We start from the raw sequence: 19719 nt of genomic DNA on the forward strand, positions 1-19719 counted from the left end.
TGGCCTCATGATTGGGCCAACAGGTCATCGAGCGCTCGCATCACACGTGAAACGGGCAAAGTAGCCAGACAATCACTGACTTTGCCACCACCACAACCATCAATGCCACAAGGACGACAGGCATACTCTTGACTGGTAATCAACCGGTGTGGGCTCTGCCACGGGCCCCACTCCAGTTCACCCGAAGGGCCAAATAAGACCACTGCCGGGGTTTGTACGGCTGCTGCGATGTGCATGGGCGCTGAATCAACCCCAATAAAGGCTTTCGCACGGGCAGTTAAGGCTGCCATTTCACGCAACGTCAACTGCCCACTCAAATTCAAAAAGCGTTTTTCGAGAATATGGCGTGGGGTTTCCAGCTGATCCAAGATCGCATCAATCATGGCAGATTCTTTACTATCCGGTGCGGCAGTTAAGACAATCCGCTCACCCCGTTCGAATAACTTATCCAGTAGCAAACTATTTTTTTCCACCGACCAACATTTAAAAAACCAGCGTGAAGCAGGATGGACATGGATAAATTGTTTCTCGTCAAACTGGACAGCTGCTAAGGTAGTGGTAATGACATCGGTTGCACGCTCGCCAGGAACGATTTGTAACCGGCGCAGCGGTGCTGGTTGTTCGCTTAAATTGGCCCCTAAACGGCGCAGTACATCAAGATGTTTTTCAACCGTATGACGACGGGCACCGGCTGGCCCGATGGGCTGCGGCACCAAGTGGGTAAACGTACGCTTCCAGAGCAAGGTGACATGGCCGCCCTTGTAGGTTGCCGACCAGCGTGGCTTAAGGCTGCGGACGAGCCACATACCACGATTGTTTTCCGTTAGATGCAAAATCAAGTCATAGCGCTGCTGTTTCAGGCTATGCCAGAGCTTGTACTCGCGCCGCAAACGTGTAAACCAGGGTAATTTCTTCCAGCGTTTATCGATGCCATGAATCATGCGCAAAGCGGGGTTACCCATCAACATCGGCATGGTGTCGGTATAGACCAAAGCATCAATATCAAGCTGTGGATTGAGCTGTTTTAGGCTGCTCAGCAGCGGGGTAGTCAACAAGACATCGCCGTGATGCCTGAGCTTGATCACCAGGACACGCTTGACTTTGCGCCAGTCGATGGCATCCTTAGGGTGCTGAAAATTCCAATCTGAAGTGTGCAATGACGCCATGCGTGTTATCTCAGTATTTTAATTGCACCGCATTGTCGCCCAATTTACTGCGTAAATGAAGCAGCAAATCGTCATGCGGCCGAATCCGCCAAGCCGGTCCTAGCTGGAGTTCACACAAGGCTTGTCCATTATGAAAACGAACGAGGACAGGACAGCCTTCCTCGGCATTGTTTGTCAGGGCGGCGCAGTGGGGTTGCAGCCAACTCTTTAACTGCGCGGGGGTCGTGGGGACTTTGCCCGCTGCGTCGAGTTCTAACAGCAGTCCGCGTGCATAGTTGGCACGGGCAGCAGCGACATCCATCACTTTATCCACCACGACGCGCATGCCACCACTATAGGTATCTTCACTCACCTTGCCCTGAATTACCACCAACTCGTCTTCACGCAAGTAAGCGCGGTACTTATCGTAAGCATCAGCAAAAATAGAGACTTCCAGTTGGTCGCTACCGTCATCGAGCAAGGCAAAGGCCATCTTGCCACGTTTGCCCATTTGCGTGCGCACGGTGACGACGATGCCTGCCAAAGTTTGCGGGTCGCGTGCTGGGCGAATATCGGCCAGTTTGGCCCGCGCAAAACGCCGAACTTCGGGGGCATAGGCCGAGAACAAATGGCCGCTGAGATAAAAACCGAGGGCAGTTTTTTCTTGCTGGAGTTTTTCGCGTTCACTAAAACGCGGGGCGCGGACATATTCATGGCCATTGTGGCTGGGGCCATCATCCTCGCCGCCACCATCAAACAACCCCCCCTGCCCGGCGCTGCGTTCCGCTTGCTCGGCGGCGGCCATCGCCCGCTCAACGGTCGCGAGCAAGGTGGCCCGGTCATCATTCAGCGTATCAAAGGCACCACCGCGAATGAGTGCTTCAATCGTGCGGCGATTGACTTGGCGTTTATCGACGCGAATACAAAAATCAAACAGATCGGTAAACGGTTTTTCTTCACGGGCAGCGATAATCGCATTCACCGCATTTTCACCGGTGCCTTTAATTGCCCCCAAACCATAACGAATGGTACGCGCATCGACTGGTACAAAGCGGTATTCCGAGGCATTCACATCCGGCGGTAATACAGTCAGGTCACAACTGGTGAGCGCATCTTCGACAAAGATTTTGACTTTGTCGGTGTCGTCCATATCGGATGACAACGTGGCCGCCATAAACTCCGCCGGGTGATGCGCTTTCAACCACGCGGTTTGGTAGGCCACCACCGCATAAGCGGCGGTGTGCGACTTGTTAAAACCGTATTCGGCAAACTTCTCCATCAAGTCGAATAACTTGGTGGCAAGATTAGTATCGAAACCGCCTTTTTGCGCGCCTTCGGTAAAGATGCCGCGATGCTTGGCCATCTCTTCTGGCTTTTTCTTACCCATGGCACGGCGTAGCAAATCCGCGCCGCCGAGTGTGTAGCCACCGATCACCTGCGAGATCAGCATCACCTGTTCCTGATACACGATCACGCCATAGGTGGGCTTGAGTACCGGTTCGAGCGCAGGGTGGAAATAATCGGCTTCGGCTTTGCCGTGTTTCCGCAGAATAAAGTCGTCCACCATGCCCGAGCCAAGCGGGCCGGGGCGATACAACGCGAGCACCGCGATGATGTCTTCAAACACGCTGGGCTTGAGCTTTTTGAGCAGCTCTTTCATGCCGCGCGATTCCAGCTGGAACACCGCGGTGGTATTGCCATCACTCAGCAAACGATAGGCGGCCGGATCATCAAAGCCATTCAACGCATCCAGCGTCCAATCGGTGGGCTGCGAACCGAGGCGATGGATGTAGCGCACTGCCCAATCGACAATCGTTAAGTTACGTAGACCCAAGAAGTCGAACTTGACCAAGCCAACCGCTTCGACATCGTCTTTATCGTATTGCGACACCACCGAATCGGTGCCTGGGGCGCAATACAGTGGGCAGAAATCGGTCAGCTTGCCGGGCGCAATCAACACCCCACCGGCGTGCATCCCGATATTGCGGGTGAGGCCTTCGAGGGGGCGCGCCAGTTCGACAATTTCACGGGCTTCATCTTCGGTATCAAAGCGCTCTTTGAACTGCGGCTCGTCTTTCAAGGCCCGTTCCAAATCCCACGGATCGGTCGGGCTGTGCGGGATGAGTTTGGACAAGCTATCGCAATAGCCATAGGGCAAATCCAACACACGGCCACAATCGCGAATCACCGCCTTCGCCCCAAGCGTACCAAAAGTAGCAATCTGCGAGACCGCATCGCGGCCATACGCTTCTTTCACGTAGTCAATCACGCGATCACGGCCGTCCTGACAGAAGTCAATATCAAAGTCAGGCATGGAAACACGTTCAGGGTTTAAGAAGCGCTCGAACAGCAAGTCATACGGCAGCGGATCAAGATCGGTAATGCCCAGGCTAAATGCCACGAGTGAACCCGCGCCCGAGCCACGCCCCGGCCCCACCGGCACGCCATTGCGCTTGGCCCAGTTAATAAAGTCCTGCACAATCAAAAAGTAGCCGGGGAAGCCCATTTGAATAATGGTGTCACATTCCAGCTTAAGGCGGCTTTCGTATTCTTCCCGTTTCGCTTCACGGTCGGCGGGATTGGGGTAGAGCTGTAATAAGCGTTTTTGCAAACCCTCATTGGAGAGATGACGCAAATAGTCATCCAGCGACATCCCATCTGGCGTGGGGAACAGCGGCAGCTTGGGTTTGCCCAATTCCAGCGTGAGGTTGCAGCGCTTGGCAATTTCCACGGTGTTTTGCAGGGCACTCGGCACATCCGCAAACAGGGTGGCCATTTCGGCCTGCGTCTTCACGTACTGATCGGCGGTAAAGCGTTTATTGCGACGCGGATTAGAGAGAATTTCGCCATCGGCAATACAGACCCGCGCCTCATGCGCCCGGTAATCTTCGGGCTGTAAAAACTGGATGGGATGGGTGGCCACCACGGGCAAGTGGAGTTGCGTCGCCAGCGCTACCGTATCGTGCACCGCCACTTCTGCCCCAGCTTGGCCATAGCGCTGAATTTCGAGGTAAAACGAGGCGCGGAATTGTGCGGCCCAGCGTTCGGCGGCCGCCTTCGCACCGGCTTGATTGCCCGCCGCCAAGGCCATGCCGACCTCGCCATGCTGCGCGCCGGACAGGGCGATCAGGCCCTTGCAACCCATCTCCTCAAACCAGCTAAATTTAATCTCTGCGCGGTCACGCCAGGTGTTTTCGAGAAAGGCGCGGCTTAGTAGTGCGCACAGTTGCAAGTAACCACTTTTGTTTTTGACCAGCAACAGCCCGCGAAAAGGTTTATCGCGGTCCGCTTCGTTGGTAATCCAAACATCTGCCCCCACAATCGGCTTGACGCCTTTACCACGTGCCGCACGGTAAAACTTGACCATGCCAAAGAGGTTGGACACATCCGTTAAGGCCACGGCTGGCATATTGTCAGCCGCCGCTTTTTTGACCAAATCGCCAATTCGCACAATACCGTCCACCACCGAAAACTCGGAGTGGCAGCGGAGGTGGACGAACTGGATGGGGGCGGGGGATTGAGAGGCAATCATCGTCTTATTTTACCGTTCAATTCAGGGATCGGACTGGCAATTAGGGGAAAACCGTGAAGTCGCTTAAAATACGGCCCTCTGAATCATCATCTGTTTTCTTACCGAGCCCGCCATGAGCAGTATTGTCAACATCTCCACCTACAAATTCATCACTTTGACCGATCGTCCTGAATTACGCGAACGCATTCTGGCGCAATGCCATGCGCTAGATTTGCGCGGTACGGTGTTGCTGGCGGAGGAAGGCATCAATATGTTTTTGGCGGGGTCGCGCGCGGCGATTGATGCCTTTTTCGCTTGGTTCAAACAAGATGAACGCTTTGCGGATATTCAACCCAAAGAAAGTTTGACGGACTACCAGCCCTTCAAACGGATGTTGGTGCGGCTGAAAAAAGAAATCATCACGATGAAGCACCCGCTGATCAAGCCGGAATTAGGCCGCGCGCCCAGCGTGCCCCCCGCGAAACTCAAGCAGTGGTTAGATCAAGGTCATGATGATGATGGCAAACCGGTGGTGTTGCTTGACACCCGTAACGATTACGAAGTGAGCTACGGCACCTTTGAAGCGGCCAAGGAATACAACATTAAAACCTTTGGCGAATTCCCCGACATCATTGCGCAAAACAAGGATGAGTTTGCCGATAAAACGGTGGTGAGCTTTTGCACCGGCGGCATCCGCTGCGAGAAAGCGGCGATTTACATGCATGAACTTGGGTTGACCAATACCTACCAACTCGAAGGCGGTATTTTGAAATACTTTGAAGAAGTTGGCGGAGACCACTGGAAGGGTAATTGTTTTGTGTTTGACCAGCGGGTAGCTGTGAACCCCAAATTAGAAGAAGCCGAAAAGGTCCCCTGCTTCAAGTGTGGCGCAGCACTGAATGCGGAAGAGCGCCGCTCACCGATGTATGTGGAGCATCACTATTGCCCGCATTGTTTTGATCCACAGAAACACCGGCTCTCGCACAAAAACTTGCAAGACCCTTCAACACAACGCTGACCCTATTCTTATTGGTGATGACGTATCAGTCACGAACAATCAGGCAACGTTGGGCACTCGGCTTCGTCATTGGCATTTTGTACTGTGTCGTCGGGTGCCAATCTACCAGCGAGACCACTAAGTATCTGACGACCTATGGCGTGCCACTGAATTTAGTGACGCATACCTTTCAGTTCAGTGACGGTGGACAGTCAAGCTATTATGAGATGCAGCTTGGCCCCCTGCTCGCTCAACAGCCAGTCATTTTTGTCCTCGGTGGAGCAGGTTGCGCCCGTGGAGAAAGTGCATTGCGGCACTTTTTTGATTCAGTCCAAGGATCGATTCAGGTCTGGATGCTCGAAAAGCGGGGGGTCGCCAATAGCCAAAGCCCGAACTGCAGTAACGAGTACCATCGCCAAGCGTATGCGAAACAAATCGTGGGGGATCAGATCGAGTTTATCCAAGCTCAGCTTCGTAAACTACCAACGGTTGCTTTACGTCCTGTGATCTTGCTGGGAATTTCAGAAGGCGGCATGATCGCCCCGGCAGTGGCTCAATCACTGCATGAAGTCACGCACTTGGCCCTGGTTGGCGCCGGTGGACTCCCCTTGCGCCAAGAGTTACAACTACTGGTTAATAAGCATCGTGAGTCGATTGACGTGCCAACGATTGTTAATGCGATCCAGACCCATCAGGATAACAGCACGATCTTACTGTGGGGCAACAGTGTACGCTGGTGGGGTAGCTTTCTAGATTACAGCAGCGTGCCCTATGTCGCTGCCCTCAAACAACCAATGTTAGTTGCCATGGGCGAGCTAGATACCAGTGTCCCGCTCGAATCCGCGATGTTTTTGCGCCGACAAAGCTACCGGTTAGGTAAACGGAATATTGAGTTGCTGATGTACCCACGCGCGAATCACTTTTTAGCGAGTCCTGTGCAAGACTACCGCAATGATTTCCTACGTACCCTCTTACTGTGGGTGCGGGAAGGCCGAATTACAACGCCATACGCCAAAGCGTATAGTGATCCGGTGAGTCGTTAAACTCTCTTCACTTTCCTCGTAGGATGAGTGAATCCGCATCGTTGAGACTAAACCTGAGACAGGCGACGGCGTGAGCGAAAGCGTTCACGATAATCCGTAGGGGTTAATCCCGTATGCGTCCGAAATAATTTGCGAAAAGAGCTTAAATCGCTATAGCCGACTCGCTCCATAATCAAGACATGAGATAACCCGGTACTCGCAAGCAAAGCTTTCGCTATTCGCTCATGCTGTAGATAACTCAAGGGCGTCATTCCCAAGACTTGTTTAAAGCGACGCATCAGTGTGCGGCTACTCACGGCGCATGCCGCAGCCAAGGCATCGAGATTAAATGGCTGTGCCAAATGCTTGGCCAGCCAGCGCTGCGCTTTGGCCACCACAATATCTTCAATATTACTCACTGCGGGCCGACTCATAAACGCCGCTTGCGGGGCGTCGTTGGGTGCCACTAAGAGCATGCGGCTCAGAATTGTTGCGGCCTCTGCCCCGGCAAAATGCGTCATTAACTCTAAGAACAAATTAAAAAATGCCGTGCCTGCCGCCGCTGTCCAAATGCGGTTTTCAACATGCACCAACTTTTCCAGACAAAACTGTGCGTTGGGCGTATGCCGTGCATACCAATTAGCCAACCACCAGCAACCCGTTGCTTGGGTTTGATTGAGCAATCCCGCTTGCGCCAGCAGTGTGGTGCCCGTGCAGCTGCTGGCGATGATGCTGCCCGCGGCGTGCTGCTGACAGAGCCAATCCCCGAGGGTGGCTTGCTGCTGTACGATGGTGGCGAGTTGTTTACCCGTGTCATACCAGAGTGGGGGAATAAAAATCAACGCGGGAGCCGCCCTCGGTGCCTGTAATTGCAAGCTAACGGCATGATCTGCCGCGCGAAATGGAATGTTTTTCAGGCGTGTTTCCATCCCCACCAGCCGAATATCAAACGGCCTGTATTGTGCTTGATACATAGGACTGGTTGCATCGGCAAAGAGTTGATTCGCTAGATTTAAAAAATCTTGCATCATCAGCGCCGCCGAAAAACTCACCCCTGGATAAATAAAAATATCGACCTGGCGTGCTTTAGCCGATGGCGGTTTAGGTTGCTTAGATGGCGACATGCGTGGCTCCGAGTAGCAGACAGTGCAAAGAGAGGACAAAGAGAAGGCAAATCCAGTCGATATGGCAGCAAACAGTACAGCGTTAATGTAGGAAAGGATTTCGACTCGTTAGTAATCAGCATAGTGCTTCTTGTCCGCTAAGTCGATTGGCAATAATGACATTATCAATGTCATTATTGCCACTACGCCCCTGCCCTGTAAATAGCTAATCTAAGTCCATCCGCTATTAATGAGAAAGACCGAGATGCTAAAAAGATTCGTCAAGCTTTCCTCGCGCTACATACAGCTAGCAGGTTTAAGGGTGGGCCTCAAGGCCAGCGCGGTGATCAGCCCACGCTTAGCGCAACATTGGGGCATGCGTATATTTGCGCAGCCAGCGGGGCCACGCCGGATTCGCTATGACTACAACCAATACCCCCCGTTTCATTCGCTACGCTGGTGCTTCCAGCCTCGCCATCGGCAACAGCAACAAACCCTACAGGCGTATGGCTGGGGACAAATCGACACGCGCCCCACCATTCTCCTCATTCATGGCTGGGGGGGCTGGGGATTGCAAATGGGGCCTTTTGTGAATGCGTTATTGCGTCAGGGCTTGGCCGTGATTACCGTCGATATGCCGGCGCATGGCCATAGCATGGGACGCTTGGCAACCTTACCCTTGTGGAGTGAGGCGATTGAACATCTCTTTACCTTGCAACCAAATCTCGTGGGCGCAATTTGTCATTCATTCGGTGGTGGTGCCTTAACGTATGCACTTACACACCATGCCAGATCATTAAGCAGTTTGCGGCGGATCGCCTTACTAGGCGCTCCTGCCGATATGGAATTGTCACTGATGCGCTTTGGCCAAGCCTTGGGTCTGTCAGCCAGTCATACTGCAGCGATTCAACGTGGTTGGGAAGAGAAATTGCATCTGCCTTTTTCCACCATGCGTGTTGAGGCCGCGGTCGTGCCCAAACAAGTTGCGGCATTATTGGTGTATGACGAAGATGATCCGGTCGTTGGCTTGGATGAGCTTGCACGCTATCAACGTCACTGGCCCCACGCACAATCGCTAATGACAAAAAAATTGGGTCACCAGAAAATTCTGCGTGACCCAACGGTGATTGAAGCCGTGACTCAGTTTATTTCAGGTTCCGATCCATGTACGATGATGCACACGGATGCGCATTAAGGCACGCTGATCACCCCCATGCAAACTGAGAGTGCTGCCTTTATTTGAGTTTGACGGCGGTGGTAGCCACGCGCTGCCCAAATAATTTGGCAGTTTCTAAATCGCCAGGGAGTGGCCCTTCTTCGGGACTGGAATCGGACGGAGATTGCGCCATTAGCCCCGCAAAGGAACCCAGGTAATTCACATCATTCCTTTGCGCAGCTTTACTATTGCTGGGCATGAGGCCGGTACCGACCCAAATGGCACTGTGTTGCATCGCCAGCGTAAAGAAATAGTGCAGGGTAGAGAGTTTATCGCCATTCATTGTGGCGGAGTTGGTAAAGCCCGCCATGACTTTGTCTTTCCATTTTTGTGTAAACCAGGCTTTGGAGCTGGCATCCGCAAACTTTTTGAATTGCCAGGATACCGTGCCCATGTAAGTAGGTGAACCAAAGACGATAGCATCAGCCGCATCAAGCTCAGCCCATGCCGCTTCAGGCAAATTACCCTCAGCATCAATTGCATAGAGCGTGGCTTGCGCCCCTGCTGCCGCTGCGCCAGCCTGTACGGCCTCGGCTTGTTTTTTGGTATGGCCATAGCCAGAGTGATAAACGATTGCAACTTGAGTCATTTAAAGCTCCTTTATTGAGAGACAGGTTCAACACACACACTTACCAATTTCATCACCAGCGGACGAACAAGATTGATTGCGACCAAGGCAATCGGAAAAGCTAAGAGATAGGCATGTAACCAGCGCCCAACAAACCCAGCACCCAAGCCGGTGTTGAGCGCCGTAATGGCGGCCGACATGATGAGCGCCATCAGTAAAGCCATCCAAAATGCAAAGACATAACCCGTGTACCGAGAGGGAATTTTTTTCATCGCTATTCCAAATCTATTCCAAATCAAACAGCAACACTTCAGCGGCGCGCGCCTGATCAAGCACAATGTCGGTCTCTGCCCCAATCAACAAAGCATCTCCCGCTTGAAGTGCTTGGCCATTGACGTGCAACTCACCGCGTGCCACGTGAACGTAGGCGCGCCGTCCTGCGGCTAAGGGCCGGCTGAGCATTGCGTCGCCCTCTAAATACGTACCGTACAAATAGGCTTGTGCTTGAATGGCGACGGCCCCGAGTTCCGCCGCAACCTCACGCGGTGCGGCCAGCACGCGCCACTGCCCGCTTTTTTCAGCTTGCGTAAAGTGTTTTTCTTCATAGCTAGGATCGCCGCCACGCACATTCGGCTGAATCCAGATTTGTAGCAGATGCGTTTTACGATCTTTAGCGTGATTAAACTCAGAATGCTGAATCCCGCGTCCGGCACTCATGCGCTGGACATTACCGGGGGTAATCACCGAGCCGTTACCCATGCTGTCGCGATGTGCCAGCTCGCCTTCGAGCACATAAGTGATAATTTCCATATCCCGGTGGCCATGCGTAGGAAAACCCATGCCCGGCGCAATCCAATCTTCATTGATCACCCGTAGGGCGCCAAAATGCATGTGCGCCGGATCGTAATAGTCGGCAAAGGAGAAGCTATGGTAGGACTGTAGCCAGCCATGGTCGGCATAGCCCCGTTCGGCAGATAAACGCACTCGTTGCATGTTGATTACCTCCACTTACGGTTAACGTGTTCAGCAGTATGCTACGGTATAAATTTGGGATAAAGATTAAAAACAAGCGGTATTTATCCCAAAAAATAGAATAATTTTGATGCAGACGGCGAGGGCTCAACTTGCCCCAGCGTAACCGGCAACGGATTCCCTTGTTCCACTAAGCAAAAAGTATCACCACACGATACCGGCAGGTGCACCTGTTTCTACTCTGTTTTTTTTAGTAGGCAACCCTTATAAAAATGCCGATAGTACGCACATCGACACATTATTTTGCAATTTACGCCGTGTCTCCCTGTTCGTCCTGGAGTCGATCATGAAATCCGCTTCTCAACCTGCTTCACAGTCATATCAACGCGTCGCCTTTTACCGGCTGACAATTTTGTCTTTTTTAGAGTGCATGACACCCGCTTTTGTGCAAAACCTAGCGCGCCTCTATCATGACGACGAGGCCCTCAGAAGCTGGCTATGGAACACTTGGCACGCAGAAGAAGTTGGGCATGGCAACTGGATCCGCAGCTATATTCGACAAACTTGGCCCAACTTTGATTGGGATAGCGCTTATGTCGAATTCGCTACGCAATTTGCGCTGCGCTTGCCCCAAGAAGAGAAACCATTAAGTGCCGCCAAGGAATCACTCGCCCGCTGCGGGATGGAAGCGCAAGCCAGCATCGTTTATCGCAGTCTGGCTGAAAACGTCGATGACGCACGCTTGGCAGACCTGCTGAAACGTATTGCGGATGATCATCTGCGGCATTTCAATGTATTTCGCCGTGCCTATGAGCGCTACAATCAACAAGAGTCGCTCTCGGTTTGGCAACGCGTCAGTATTTTGGTGGAGCGCACCCGTAAATTGCAACGGGTAGATCTTGCACTCGCTTTTAACGCTATTCATACCCACTGGCATGGTGCAATGCCTTTCTCAGCGCTAGCCCCCAAGGATTACTACCGCTTGAGTACCCGCGCCCTCTACCAAAACCTGGTGCGTGAAGAAACCCGTCATTTGTTGGGTAAATTCTTCCACTTGGAGAGCTGGGCCCAACGCCAAGCCTATAAATTTACCAGTTGGCGGCTGGCGCAGAGCGCCCTCGGCGCATAAGGTTGTCAGGGATTCAGCCCGCTCGCCCGCGATTAAGTCGCTACAATGCGGGCTATGTATATCGGTCGTTTTGCTCCCTCTCCGACAGGACCTTTGCATTTTGGTTCACTGGTTACTGCGGTTGCCAGCTATTTAGATGCCCGCAGTGAACAGGGGCAATGGCACCTGCGGATTGAAGACCTCGATAGCCCACGTACCCAAGCTGGGGCCAGTAGCGAGATCCTGACGACACTCTCTGCCTTCGGCATGCGCTGGGACGGCCCGGTGATCTATCAATCAGTTCGTAATACGCAACGCCCCTCCCCCTACCAGCGGGCCTTTGACACACTACAGCAGCTCGGTGTGATTTACCCTTGTGCCTGCACTCGTAAGGAAATTGCTGATTCGCAACTGGTCATGGCATCTCGTGCGCATGGTAGCCCCAACCCCATTTATCCCGGCACATGCCGAGCAGGATTAGGGGCAGGCAAAGCACCGCGCGCATGGCGATTAAAAGTCCCAGATGCCCCCATTCGTTTTACCGAGTGCGAACTCGGCTTGCAGGATGAAAACCTGACTGAAACTACTGGCGATATTGTGTTATTGCGTGCGGATGGAATTTGGGCCTATCAATTAGCAGTGGTCGTTGATGATGCTGAACTCGGGGTCACAGAGGTTGTTCGTGGCCAAGATTTACGTTGCTCCACCGCCCGCCAAGTGTATCTACAAACCCTCTTGGGGCTGCCAACGCCGCGCTATCGACATATCCCGCTGGTCTATGCCCCATCCGGGGAAAAGTTGAGCAAGCAAACGGGGGCGACTCCACTCAATCCAGTGACGCCGCTGGTACAGCTCAATCAAGCCTTGATCCATCTTGGGATGCTGCCTATTCCGGCGCTAGAACTGGCTTCACTTTCACCGGCGCGACAGCTTGCGGTCTGGTGGGAAAAAGCCATTTCCCAGTGGGGTCTGACCAAGCGTGCTCCCCGACAAAAGAGTCTTTCATCATGAATCCACACGCTCAACCCAACACTAACTTTGATCGTATTTTTACGCAATGCCGGCGGATTGCTGTGGTCGGTCTTTCTCCGAATCCCGCCCGTCCAAGTCATTACGTCAGCCGTTATTTACAGTTACAGGGATATCAACTGATTCCAGTGAATCCGGGACATCGGCTGCTATTGGGTGAAGTGAGTTACCCCGAGCTTAGCGCTATACCAGAAGCACTGGATTGGGTGCTGTGTTTTCGCCGCAGTGAAGAAATGCCCGCACTGGCGTCCGTAGCTATAGCCAAGCAAGCCCGATGCTTCTGGATGCAAGTCGGGATACAACATGACACTGCCCGCTCGAGCTGTGAACAAGCAGGCGTCTGGGTGGTTGAGAATCGCTGTGCGATGGTTGAACATCAGCGCTGGCAAGCCGGTCGTTAATTAACAAATCTTAGGCCCGTGGGCTGCGGCGTGTTTTGGTGCGTCAGTTAGGAAGGCTTTTTAGCGCTAGACCGCCCGCCCAGCCCGCCGAAAAGCGCCGCCCGTGGTTTGAGATGGGGCTCACTACCTGGGCGAGTTGCGCGCCCAGTTGCGGCAGAAGGGGGTGATTCGGTGGCAGTCTCTGGCGCAACGGTCGTGCTTGGCTGATAAGGCTGGAGAAACCAGGGATCAATCGTTGGCTGTTGGCGGCGCCGGGCAGAAGCCTGTGAAGCCGCGATACCCTCACGCGCTTCTTCACGACGACGATGCAATTGATAGGCAGAAGCCGGCAGGTTACGCCGCTCAAGCGGGCGTTTGATCAGCTTTTCAATCTCGCTCAATAACTTCTCATCATCGGGCGTGACCAAGGAAATCGCTTCACCTTCATTACCTGCCCGGCCGGTACGCCCAATCCGATGGACATAATCTTCTGGCGAGAACGGCAAATCACAGTTAATCACGCAAGGCAGCTCAGAAATATCCAAGCCACGCGCCGCGACATCGGTTGCCACCAACACCGCCACGCTACCCGCTTTAAACCCATCCAAAGCTTTCATGCGTTCGATTTGGGATTTATCGCCATGAATCGCTTCGGCTGCAATGCCCTCTCGCTGCAATTCGCGGGTTAAGCGGGATGCGCCAATTTTAGTATTCAGGAAGACAATCACTTGGGTTAGGCCAAATTCGCGAATCAAGTACGATACCGCCGCCCGTTTGTGTTCATCCCCCGGAATGTCATAGGCCATTTGCTTGACGGTATCGGCGGTGGCGTTACTGCGCGCAACCTCTATCGTGACCGGGTTTTGCAGAAATTTCTTGGAGAGTTTTTTGATCTCGTCTGAGAAGGTAGCCGAAAATAACAGGGTCTGGCGCTGCTTCGGCAGGAAGTCCAAGATGCGCTGTAAATCAGGCATGAAGCCCATGTCTAACATGCGATCGGCTTCATCCAAGACGAGCATTTGCACTTGGCTCAGATTCACATTTTTCTGCCCAACGTGGTCGAGCAAACGCCCAGGCGTCGCAATCAAAATCTCCACCCCACCGCGCAAGGCCGCCGTCTGCGGTTGCATATCCACCCCACCATATACAGCCGCGCTCCGCAGTTGGGTAAATTGACTGTATTGCCGCACATTATCGGCCACTTGATCAGCCAGTTCACGCGTGGGGGTCAAAATCAATGCCCGCACCGGATGCCGGGCTGGCGACATGCTGCTATTTTGCTGTGGCAGCAGGTTTTGAATAATCGGTAACGAAAAACTGGCGGTCTTACCCGTACCCGTTTGCGCCGCGCCCATCACATCACGCCCCTGCATCACCACGGGAATAGCTTGCGCTTGAATCGGGGTTGGTTGGGTATAACCAGCGGCACTGATGGCCTGCTGAATGCTGGCATCCAGGCTGAAATCGCTAAATAGTGGAGGGGTATTGGTGGTCATAAATGTGGGAAGTTAGATCGGCATTATCCTCTAATTTAGTCTGCATTACAAAATTTAAGCAAACCCAACTCTATAAGCTCTGCTAATACTTGGCCCTGAAAAAGCAATTTTTCTTATTTTATGGCGCCGACTAACCTTCAAGCATCCGTGGCCGTTGTGTCTAACTACTTGGAGTGATCATGTCAAATTACAGGAAAGCTCAGCGCTCTTTTTGGGTATCGGTCTGTTGTCTGGGCCTATCGAGCCTGGCTCTGGCTGGCGACAGGCTCGATCAAATCCTGGAAAAAAATGAAATTGTGATTGCTCACCGGGAAGCCTCAGTACCGCTTTCCTATTTAGATAACGGTAAACCGATAGGCTACAGCTTGGATATTTGCCATGCTGTCGTTGAGTCTCTCAAGAAACAATATAAGCGCCCGAATCTCACCATTCGTTACTTGGTTGTTACCTCACAGACCAGAATTCCTGCCATTGCCGAAGGAAAAGCGGATCTGGAATGTGGCTCGACAACCAATACTGCCGAGCGCCGACAAAAAGTTGACTTTACGATTCCTCACTTTATTTCAACAGCAAAATTTCTGGTGCGTAAAGCTGATCGTATCCAAAAGATTGAAGATTTACGGGGGAAAACGGTTGTCTCCACACAGGGAACAACCAATATCAAGACCTTACATAAACAAAATGACGAGCGGGTACTTAACCTCAATATTTTGGAATCCAAAGATCATGCTGAAGGCTTTCGTTTCCTGGTCGAGAAAAAAGTTGATGCGTTCGCCATGGATGACATTTTGCTCTATGGCTTACGGGCCAGTGCAGCGAACCCAGATGATTACGAAGTGATTGGTAAACCCATGACGATTGAACCTTACGCGATCATGCTGCCGAAAAATCAAAAGCGCCTCAAAGCCGTGGTTGATGGGGAGATCGCCCGGATGATTACCAGCTTTGAAATCTATACCTTATACAAAAAATGGTTTGAATCACCCATTCCTCCCCGTGGCATTAATTTGAATGTTCCCATGTCCTTCTTGCTCAGAGACTCGTTCAAATTTCCCACCGATAAAGTGAATGACTAATTGTTGTTGCTATTGAATCAATCTGTTCTGTTATGAGAAATACACTATCCGGTCTTGCGACACCGATTGGCATTATTGGTGGTATGGGGCCCCATGCTCACCTTGATTTTGAGAAATATTTACTCGGTACAGCCGAGCATGACCAAGATTACCCGAGTTATGTCCTCGTCAATGCCAGCTACGTTGCAGACCGAACCACTGCTTACCATGCGACCAAGGCAGGCCAGTTACTCAGTCAGGCAGATAACCCACTCTATGGTCTGCGGGGTGCGGTCATCACGCTCTTGCGCGCGGGCTGCCAGAAAATTTGTATGGTTTGTAATACCGCCCATCTTTGGTTGTCACATTTGAAGGAAGAATTCCCTTATGTCGAATTTATCTCGATCATTGACACCTCTGTGCAGGCCCTGAAAAAACTGGGCGCAGAAGAGGTGATTCTGTTAGCGACTGAAGGCACCATCCGGAGTGGCCTCTACAGCAACGCACTGAGCGCAGCAGGCATCGTGACGCACATTCCCTCAATTGAGTATCAGATAGCGATTAATGAAGGTATCTATGGCGACCCGAGCCAGCACATTGGCGGGGTAAAAACCGGCGATATTCAGGCTGCCAACACCCGTTTCACCCGTGTTGCTTACGCCATGCTCAATGAGATTGCGCAAAGAAAACATAAATCCGTGCAGGAGGTCATTGCCAGTAAGCGGGTTTATTTGGGTTTCTTTTGCACAGAAATCGGCGTTGCTATCGATGATCCCACATTACGTGCTATTGCGGTCGATTCAACCGAGGTATTGGCAGCCGCAATGCGCCAACTGGCTTTAGAAAACAAGGAGTCATAATTGAAATACATTACTGATGAAATGGTACAAAGTAGCATTTCTATGCCAGAAGCCATCACGGTGATGCGTGATTGTTTTACAGCGCTAGGACGGTGTGAGGCAACAAACTTAGACCGGCAGCGAGCCGAGAGCCAGGGACGTTACCTGTCTGTCATGGGCGGGATTTTACACAGCCAAGGTGTCATGGCCGCCAAGGTCTATCCGACAATTCGGGGGCAGTTTAATTTTGTTATTCCCCTGTTTGACAGTGAAAGTGGTGAATTATTGGCCGTGGTTGAAGGTAATGCCTTAACCGGTCTGCGCACCGCTGCAGTCACCAAAGTTGCGATTGATGCCCTCGGTGGTGCAGGCTTAACCAAACTAACGCTGTTTGGCACTGGGATACAAGCCTACGCGCATGCGCGTGCCTGTATTCCAAATAGTGCGATTGAGCAAGTCGAGGTAGTCGGGCTAGAGCACGTTGACACCTTCGCAGCACGCTTACAGCATGAGTTTAATCTCCCTGTGACCGCCGCAGAGGCGGCTACCGCTATTGCCTCTGCGGGTCTCGTTGTAACGGCAACGCGCAGTACGACGCCATTATTTAATGGCGATCATATTCAGCCAGGGACCTTGATTACTGCGATTGGCTCCTCGAAACCAAACTGCCGCGAACTTGATGACACTGCGCTCGCCAGAAGTACCGTGATTGGTGTCGAATGGGCCAGCCAAACCTTACGTGAAGCAGGCGAATTTGTCATGAGTGAGCCGGCGCAGTGGCAGAGCAAGGTCCAGGAGCTGGGGGCCTTGATTAGCCGCCCACTGCCCCCGATTCAGCATGAGATTCGGGTTTATAAATCTGTCGGTATCGGTCTTGAAGACGTTGCCCTAGCTGCCTATATCTACCGAAAATTAATGGCCTGATCACGCCATGACTGTTTGTTGTACTTAGCGGGTACCGTCCCTAACTGCTCACCCAGTGCAGCCCGCCGGCCCAGTGTTTGCTGGGCTACTTTTTAACCGAGTCTATAAGTTTTCCTAATACGAATACTAAAAAAAACGACTTTTTATATCTCGCTGGCCTCGCTATAGTCATTTCACACGGCTCTTTCGTGTCTTACTAAGTGTGGAGATGACAATGAAAAAATTTGGTTTACTAGTTGGTTTAACGGCGACGGTAAGTTTTGGCGCTCACGCCCAAGACAATAACACCCTGAAAAAAATTGAGGAACGCGGTTACATTACCGTGGCTCATCGTGAGTCCTCGATTCCATTCAGCTATCTGGCTGATGGCAAGCCCGTTGGTATTGGCGTTGATGTCACTAACAAAATCGTCGATAAAATCAAAGCCCAACTGAAAAAACCCAATCTTGAAGTCAAACTACAACCCGTGACGTCACAAAACCGTATTCCATTACTCCGTAACGGGACGATTGATATTGAGTGTGGCTCTACTACCAACAATAGCCAGCGGGGCGAGCAAGTGACATTCGCAGTCAACTACTTTTACACAGGGACTCGCTTGCTGGCCAAGAAAAGCAGCAACATCAAGTCCTTTGAAGACCTGAAAGGTAAGACCATTGCCTCCACCACAGGCACAACCAACGTGGCTGTTTTGCGGGCCTATAACCAAGATAAAAATCTCGGTATGAATGTGATTTTTGGTAAAGACCATGATGACTCCCTGCTCCTGGTTGAGAGTGGCCGCGCCGTTGCGTTTGGAATGGATGACATTCTCCTGGCTGGCCTGATTGCCAGTTCCAAAGCCCCTGCAGAGCTAGAGATCACAGGTGAGTCACTGCAAGTAGAGCCTTATGCCTGCATGGTTCGTAAAGACGATCCTGAAATGAAAAAATTGGTTGATGGCGTCATTATCGATCTCATGAAATCAGGTGAATTTGAAAAGCTCTACAAAAAATGGTTTCAATCCCCGATTCCACCCCGTGGGGCTAACCTGAACTTCCCAATGAGTAAAGAGTTACAGGAAAACCTTAAGAAGCACAGCGACAAACCTGCGACTTAACATCATTCGTCTCCTTGCGGCGGGGACTTGTGCCCCGCTTTTTTTTATGAGTTCATCCATGAAAATAGCTGTGATTGGTGGCGGTATTATTGGCCTGACAACCGCACGTGAATTAACATTGGCGGGCCATGACGTCACGCTGATCGAACAAGCATCACAAGTAGGGCAAGCCACCAGCTATGCAAATGGTGCTCAACTCAGTTACGCCTATGTTCAGCCTTTGGCAAACCCAGCCACTTTTCTCGCTATTCCACACTATTTATTCAGTGCGCATAGTCCACTACGCTTTAGTCCCAGTTTAGACTGGCGACAGTGGGCGTGGTGCCTCGAATTTCTCTGGGCTTGTCGTCCAGGCCAATCTGATCGAGCCACCTTTGCGCTACTACAAATCGCCAATCTAAGCCGGAAGGCATTCGATCAATGGCACACCGCAGGACAGGATATTCACTACCAAGCCAATGGGAAACTAGTAATTTATCCGAGTGCAGATAGTCTTGCTGGCGCCCAGAAGCAGCTCGACTTACAACGCCAACATGGGTCTGAACAAACCCTGTTGAGCAAAGCAGAGTGCTTGGAGATAGAGCCTGCTCTGGCGCCTTATCGCGACCACTTTGCTGGAGGTGTCTGGACACCAGGAGAATGCGTTGCCGATTGTTATCGCGTCTGTCAACAATTAGCCCATGAATTGAGTGCTGCCGGGGTCGCGATTCAAACGCAACAGACCGTCTCACGCCTACAATCCCGTGCCGATGGCGTATTACTTCAAATGGGGCAACACGAGCAACGCTATGACCATGTGGTACTGAGTGCAGGGCATCAAACGGTACACCTTGCACAACAGCTAGGCCACTACCTGCCGATTTACCCACTCAAAGGCTACAGCATTACCCTGCCAAGCCGGTGTTTACAACACATGCCCAAGCGCAGCGTAACTGATATCCAACGTAAAGTGGTTTTTGCACCGATTGGTGATCAATTACGTATTGCAGGCATGGCTGAGCTTTGTGGCGCAGATCGATCTATTCCAACCACGCGTATCGAAACCCTCTACGAGGCGACAGATGCGCTCTTTGGGATACGCACTCGCCCTCAAGACGATGCGCGTTGGGCTGGCTTACGGCCAGCTACCCCTACAGGCTTACCTATCATTCGGCAATTGAGTCAACGGGTTAGTGTGAATGCTGGTCATGGCGCGCTGGGCTTTACCCTGGCATTTGGTGCGGCAAGAATGTTGGCTGGCTTACTCAAAGCATAA

The 19719-nt window shown here is 52.0% G+C and carries 18 protein-coding genes; 11 read left to right on the plus strand and 7 right to left on the minus strand.

Going from position 1 to position 19719, the window contains the following annotated elements:
• Positions 1 to 5: 5 nt before the first annotated feature.
• Together rfaQ and dnaE are read right to left on the minus strand one after the other, a co-directional pair.
• Positions 6 to 1166 carry a putative lipopolysaccharide heptosyltransferase III gene (gene rfaQ, locus DU000_RS06320; RefSeq protein WP_114402507.1) on the minus strand — a complete coding sequence of 387 codons (1161 nt, stop codon included), beginning with the start codon at positions 1164 to 1166 and terminating at the stop codon, positions 6 to 8.
• Positions 1167 to 1176: 10 nt separating this feature from the next.
• The gene (gene dnaE, locus DU000_RS06325; RefSeq protein ID WP_114402508.1) at positions 1177 to 4677 is read right to left on the minus strand and encodes a DNA polymerase III subunit alpha; all 3501 of its coding nucleotides are present in this window, start codon (positions 4675 to 4677) and stop codon (positions 1177 to 1179) included.
• Positions 4678 to 4789: 112 nt separating this feature from the next.
• Between dnaE and DU000_RS06330 the strand changes: the two genes are divergently transcribed.
• Together DU000_RS06330 and DU000_RS06335 are read left to right on the plus strand one after the other, a co-directional pair.
• Positions 4790 to 5674, plus strand: a complete 885-nt coding sequence (locus tag DU000_RS06330; protein ID WP_114402509.1) for a sulfurtransferase — start codon at positions 4790 to 4792, stop codon at positions 5672 to 5674.
• A 17-nt stretch (positions 5675 to 5691) separates the two neighbouring features.
• Entirely contained in the window at positions 5692 to 6696 is a 1005-nt protein-coding gene (locus DU000_RS06335) for an alpha/beta fold hydrolase (RefSeq protein ID WP_114402510.1), read from the plus strand.
• Between the two features lie 47 nt (positions 6697 to 6743).
• Here the strand turns inward: DU000_RS06335 and DU000_RS06340 are convergent, their stop codons facing one another.
• Positions 6744 to 7799, minus strand: a complete 1056-nt coding sequence (locus DU000_RS06340) for a GlxA family transcriptional regulator (RefSeq protein WP_114402511.1) — start codon at positions 7797 to 7799, stop codon at positions 6744 to 6746.
• A 244-nt stretch (positions 7800 to 8043) separates the two neighbouring features.
• On the opposite strand from DU000_RS06340, the gene DU000_RS06345 reads away from it, so the two are divergent.
• On the plus strand, positions 8044 to 8973 hold the full coding sequence (locus tag DU000_RS06345) for an alpha/beta fold hydrolase (RefSeq protein WP_158529648.1): 930 nt from the start codon (positions 8044 to 8046) through the stop codon (positions 8971 to 8973).
• Positions 8974 to 9013: 40 nt separating this feature from the next.
• Here the strand turns inward: DU000_RS06345 and DU000_RS06350 are convergent, their stop codons facing one another.
• From DU000_RS06350 to DU000_RS06360, 3 genes are read right to left on the minus strand one after another with little or no spacing between them, the layout of a single operon-like run.
• Positions 9014 to 9583, minus strand: coding sequence for a flavodoxin family protein (locus DU000_RS06350; protein WP_114402513.1), 570 nt, complete (start codon positions 9581 to 9583; stop codon positions 9014 to 9016).
• Positions 9584 to 9594: 11 nt separating this feature from the next.
• Entirely contained in the window at positions 9595 to 9834 is a 240-nt protein-coding gene (locus tag DU000_RS06355) for a DUF2798 domain-containing protein (protein ID WP_114402514.1), read from the minus strand.
• Between the two features lie 13 nt (positions 9835 to 9847).
• The gene (locus DU000_RS06360; protein WP_114402515.1) at positions 9848 to 10555 is read right to left on the minus strand and encodes a pirin family protein; all 708 of its coding nucleotides are present in this window, start codon (positions 10553 to 10555) and stop codon (positions 9848 to 9850) included.
• 325 nt (positions 10556 to 10880) lie between these two features.
• Here DU000_RS06360 and DU000_RS06365 point away from each other — a divergent pair, with 325 nt between their 5' ends.
• The 3 genes from DU000_RS06365 to DU000_RS06375 are packed head-to-tail and all read left to right on the plus strand — an operon-like array spanning position 10881 to position 13072.
• Entirely contained in the window at positions 10881 to 11663 is a 783-nt protein-coding gene (locus tag DU000_RS06365; RefSeq protein ID WP_114402516.1) for a ferritin family protein, read from the plus strand.
• A 45-nt stretch (positions 11664 to 11708) separates the two neighbouring features.
• Complete coding sequence (gluQRS, locus tag DU000_RS06370; RefSeq protein WP_114402517.1) at positions 11709 to 12653, plus strand: tRNA glutamyl-Q(34) synthetase GluQRS; 945 nt, start codon at positions 11709 to 11711, stop codon at positions 12651 to 12653.
• Entirely contained in the window at positions 12650 to 13072 is a 423-nt protein-coding gene (locus tag DU000_RS06375) for a CoA-binding protein (protein WP_114402518.1), read from the plus strand. The genes gluQRS and DU000_RS06375 overlap by 4 nt, the downstream gene beginning before the upstream one ends.
• A 47-nt stretch (positions 13073 to 13119) precedes the next feature.
• Here DU000_RS06375 and DU000_RS06380 read toward each other — a convergent pair whose 3' ends face one another.
• Positions 13120 to 14547 carry a DEAD/DEAH box helicase gene (locus DU000_RS06380; protein ID WP_114402519.1) on the minus strand — a complete coding sequence of 476 codons (1428 nt, stop codon included), beginning with the start codon at positions 14545 to 14547 and terminating at the stop codon, positions 13120 to 13122.
• 179 nt (positions 14548 to 14726) lie between these two features.
• Here DU000_RS06380 and DU000_RS06385 point away from each other — a divergent pair, with 179 nt between their 5' ends.
• From DU000_RS06385 to DU000_RS06410, 5 genes are all read left to right on the plus strand, one after another.
• Positions 14727 to 15623 carry an amino acid ABC transporter substrate-binding protein gene (locus DU000_RS06385; RefSeq protein WP_114402520.1) on the plus strand — a complete coding sequence of 299 codons (897 nt, stop codon included), beginning with the start codon at positions 14727 to 14729 and terminating at the stop codon, positions 15621 to 15623.
• 32 nt (positions 15624 to 15655) lie between these two features.
• A complete protein-coding gene (locus DU000_RS06390) occupies positions 15656 to 16462 on the plus strand; it encodes an aspartate/glutamate racemase family protein (RefSeq protein WP_114402521.1) in 807 nt (268 codons plus the stop codon).
• Positions 16463 to 17365, plus strand: coding sequence for an ornithine cyclodeaminase family protein (locus DU000_RS06395; protein ID WP_114402522.1), 903 nt, complete (start codon positions 16463 to 16465; stop codon positions 17363 to 17365).
• Between the two features lie 214 nt (positions 17366 to 17579).
• Complete coding sequence (locus DU000_RS06405) at positions 17580 to 18464, plus strand: transporter substrate-binding domain-containing protein (RefSeq protein WP_114402524.1); 885 nt, start codon at positions 17580 to 17582, stop codon at positions 18462 to 18464.
• 58 nt (positions 18465 to 18522) lie between these two features.
• Positions 18523 to 19719 carry an FAD-dependent oxidoreductase gene (locus tag DU000_RS06410; RefSeq protein ID WP_114402525.1) on the plus strand — a complete coding sequence of 399 codons (1197 nt, stop codon included), beginning with the start codon at positions 18523 to 18525 and terminating at the stop codon, positions 19717 to 19719.

Source organism: Parvibium lacunae, assembly GCF_003335215.1.
In the GTDB taxonomy this organism is placed as follows: Bacteria; Pseudomonadota; Gammaproteobacteria; order Burkholderiales; family Burkholderiaceae_D; genus Parvibium; species Parvibium lacunae.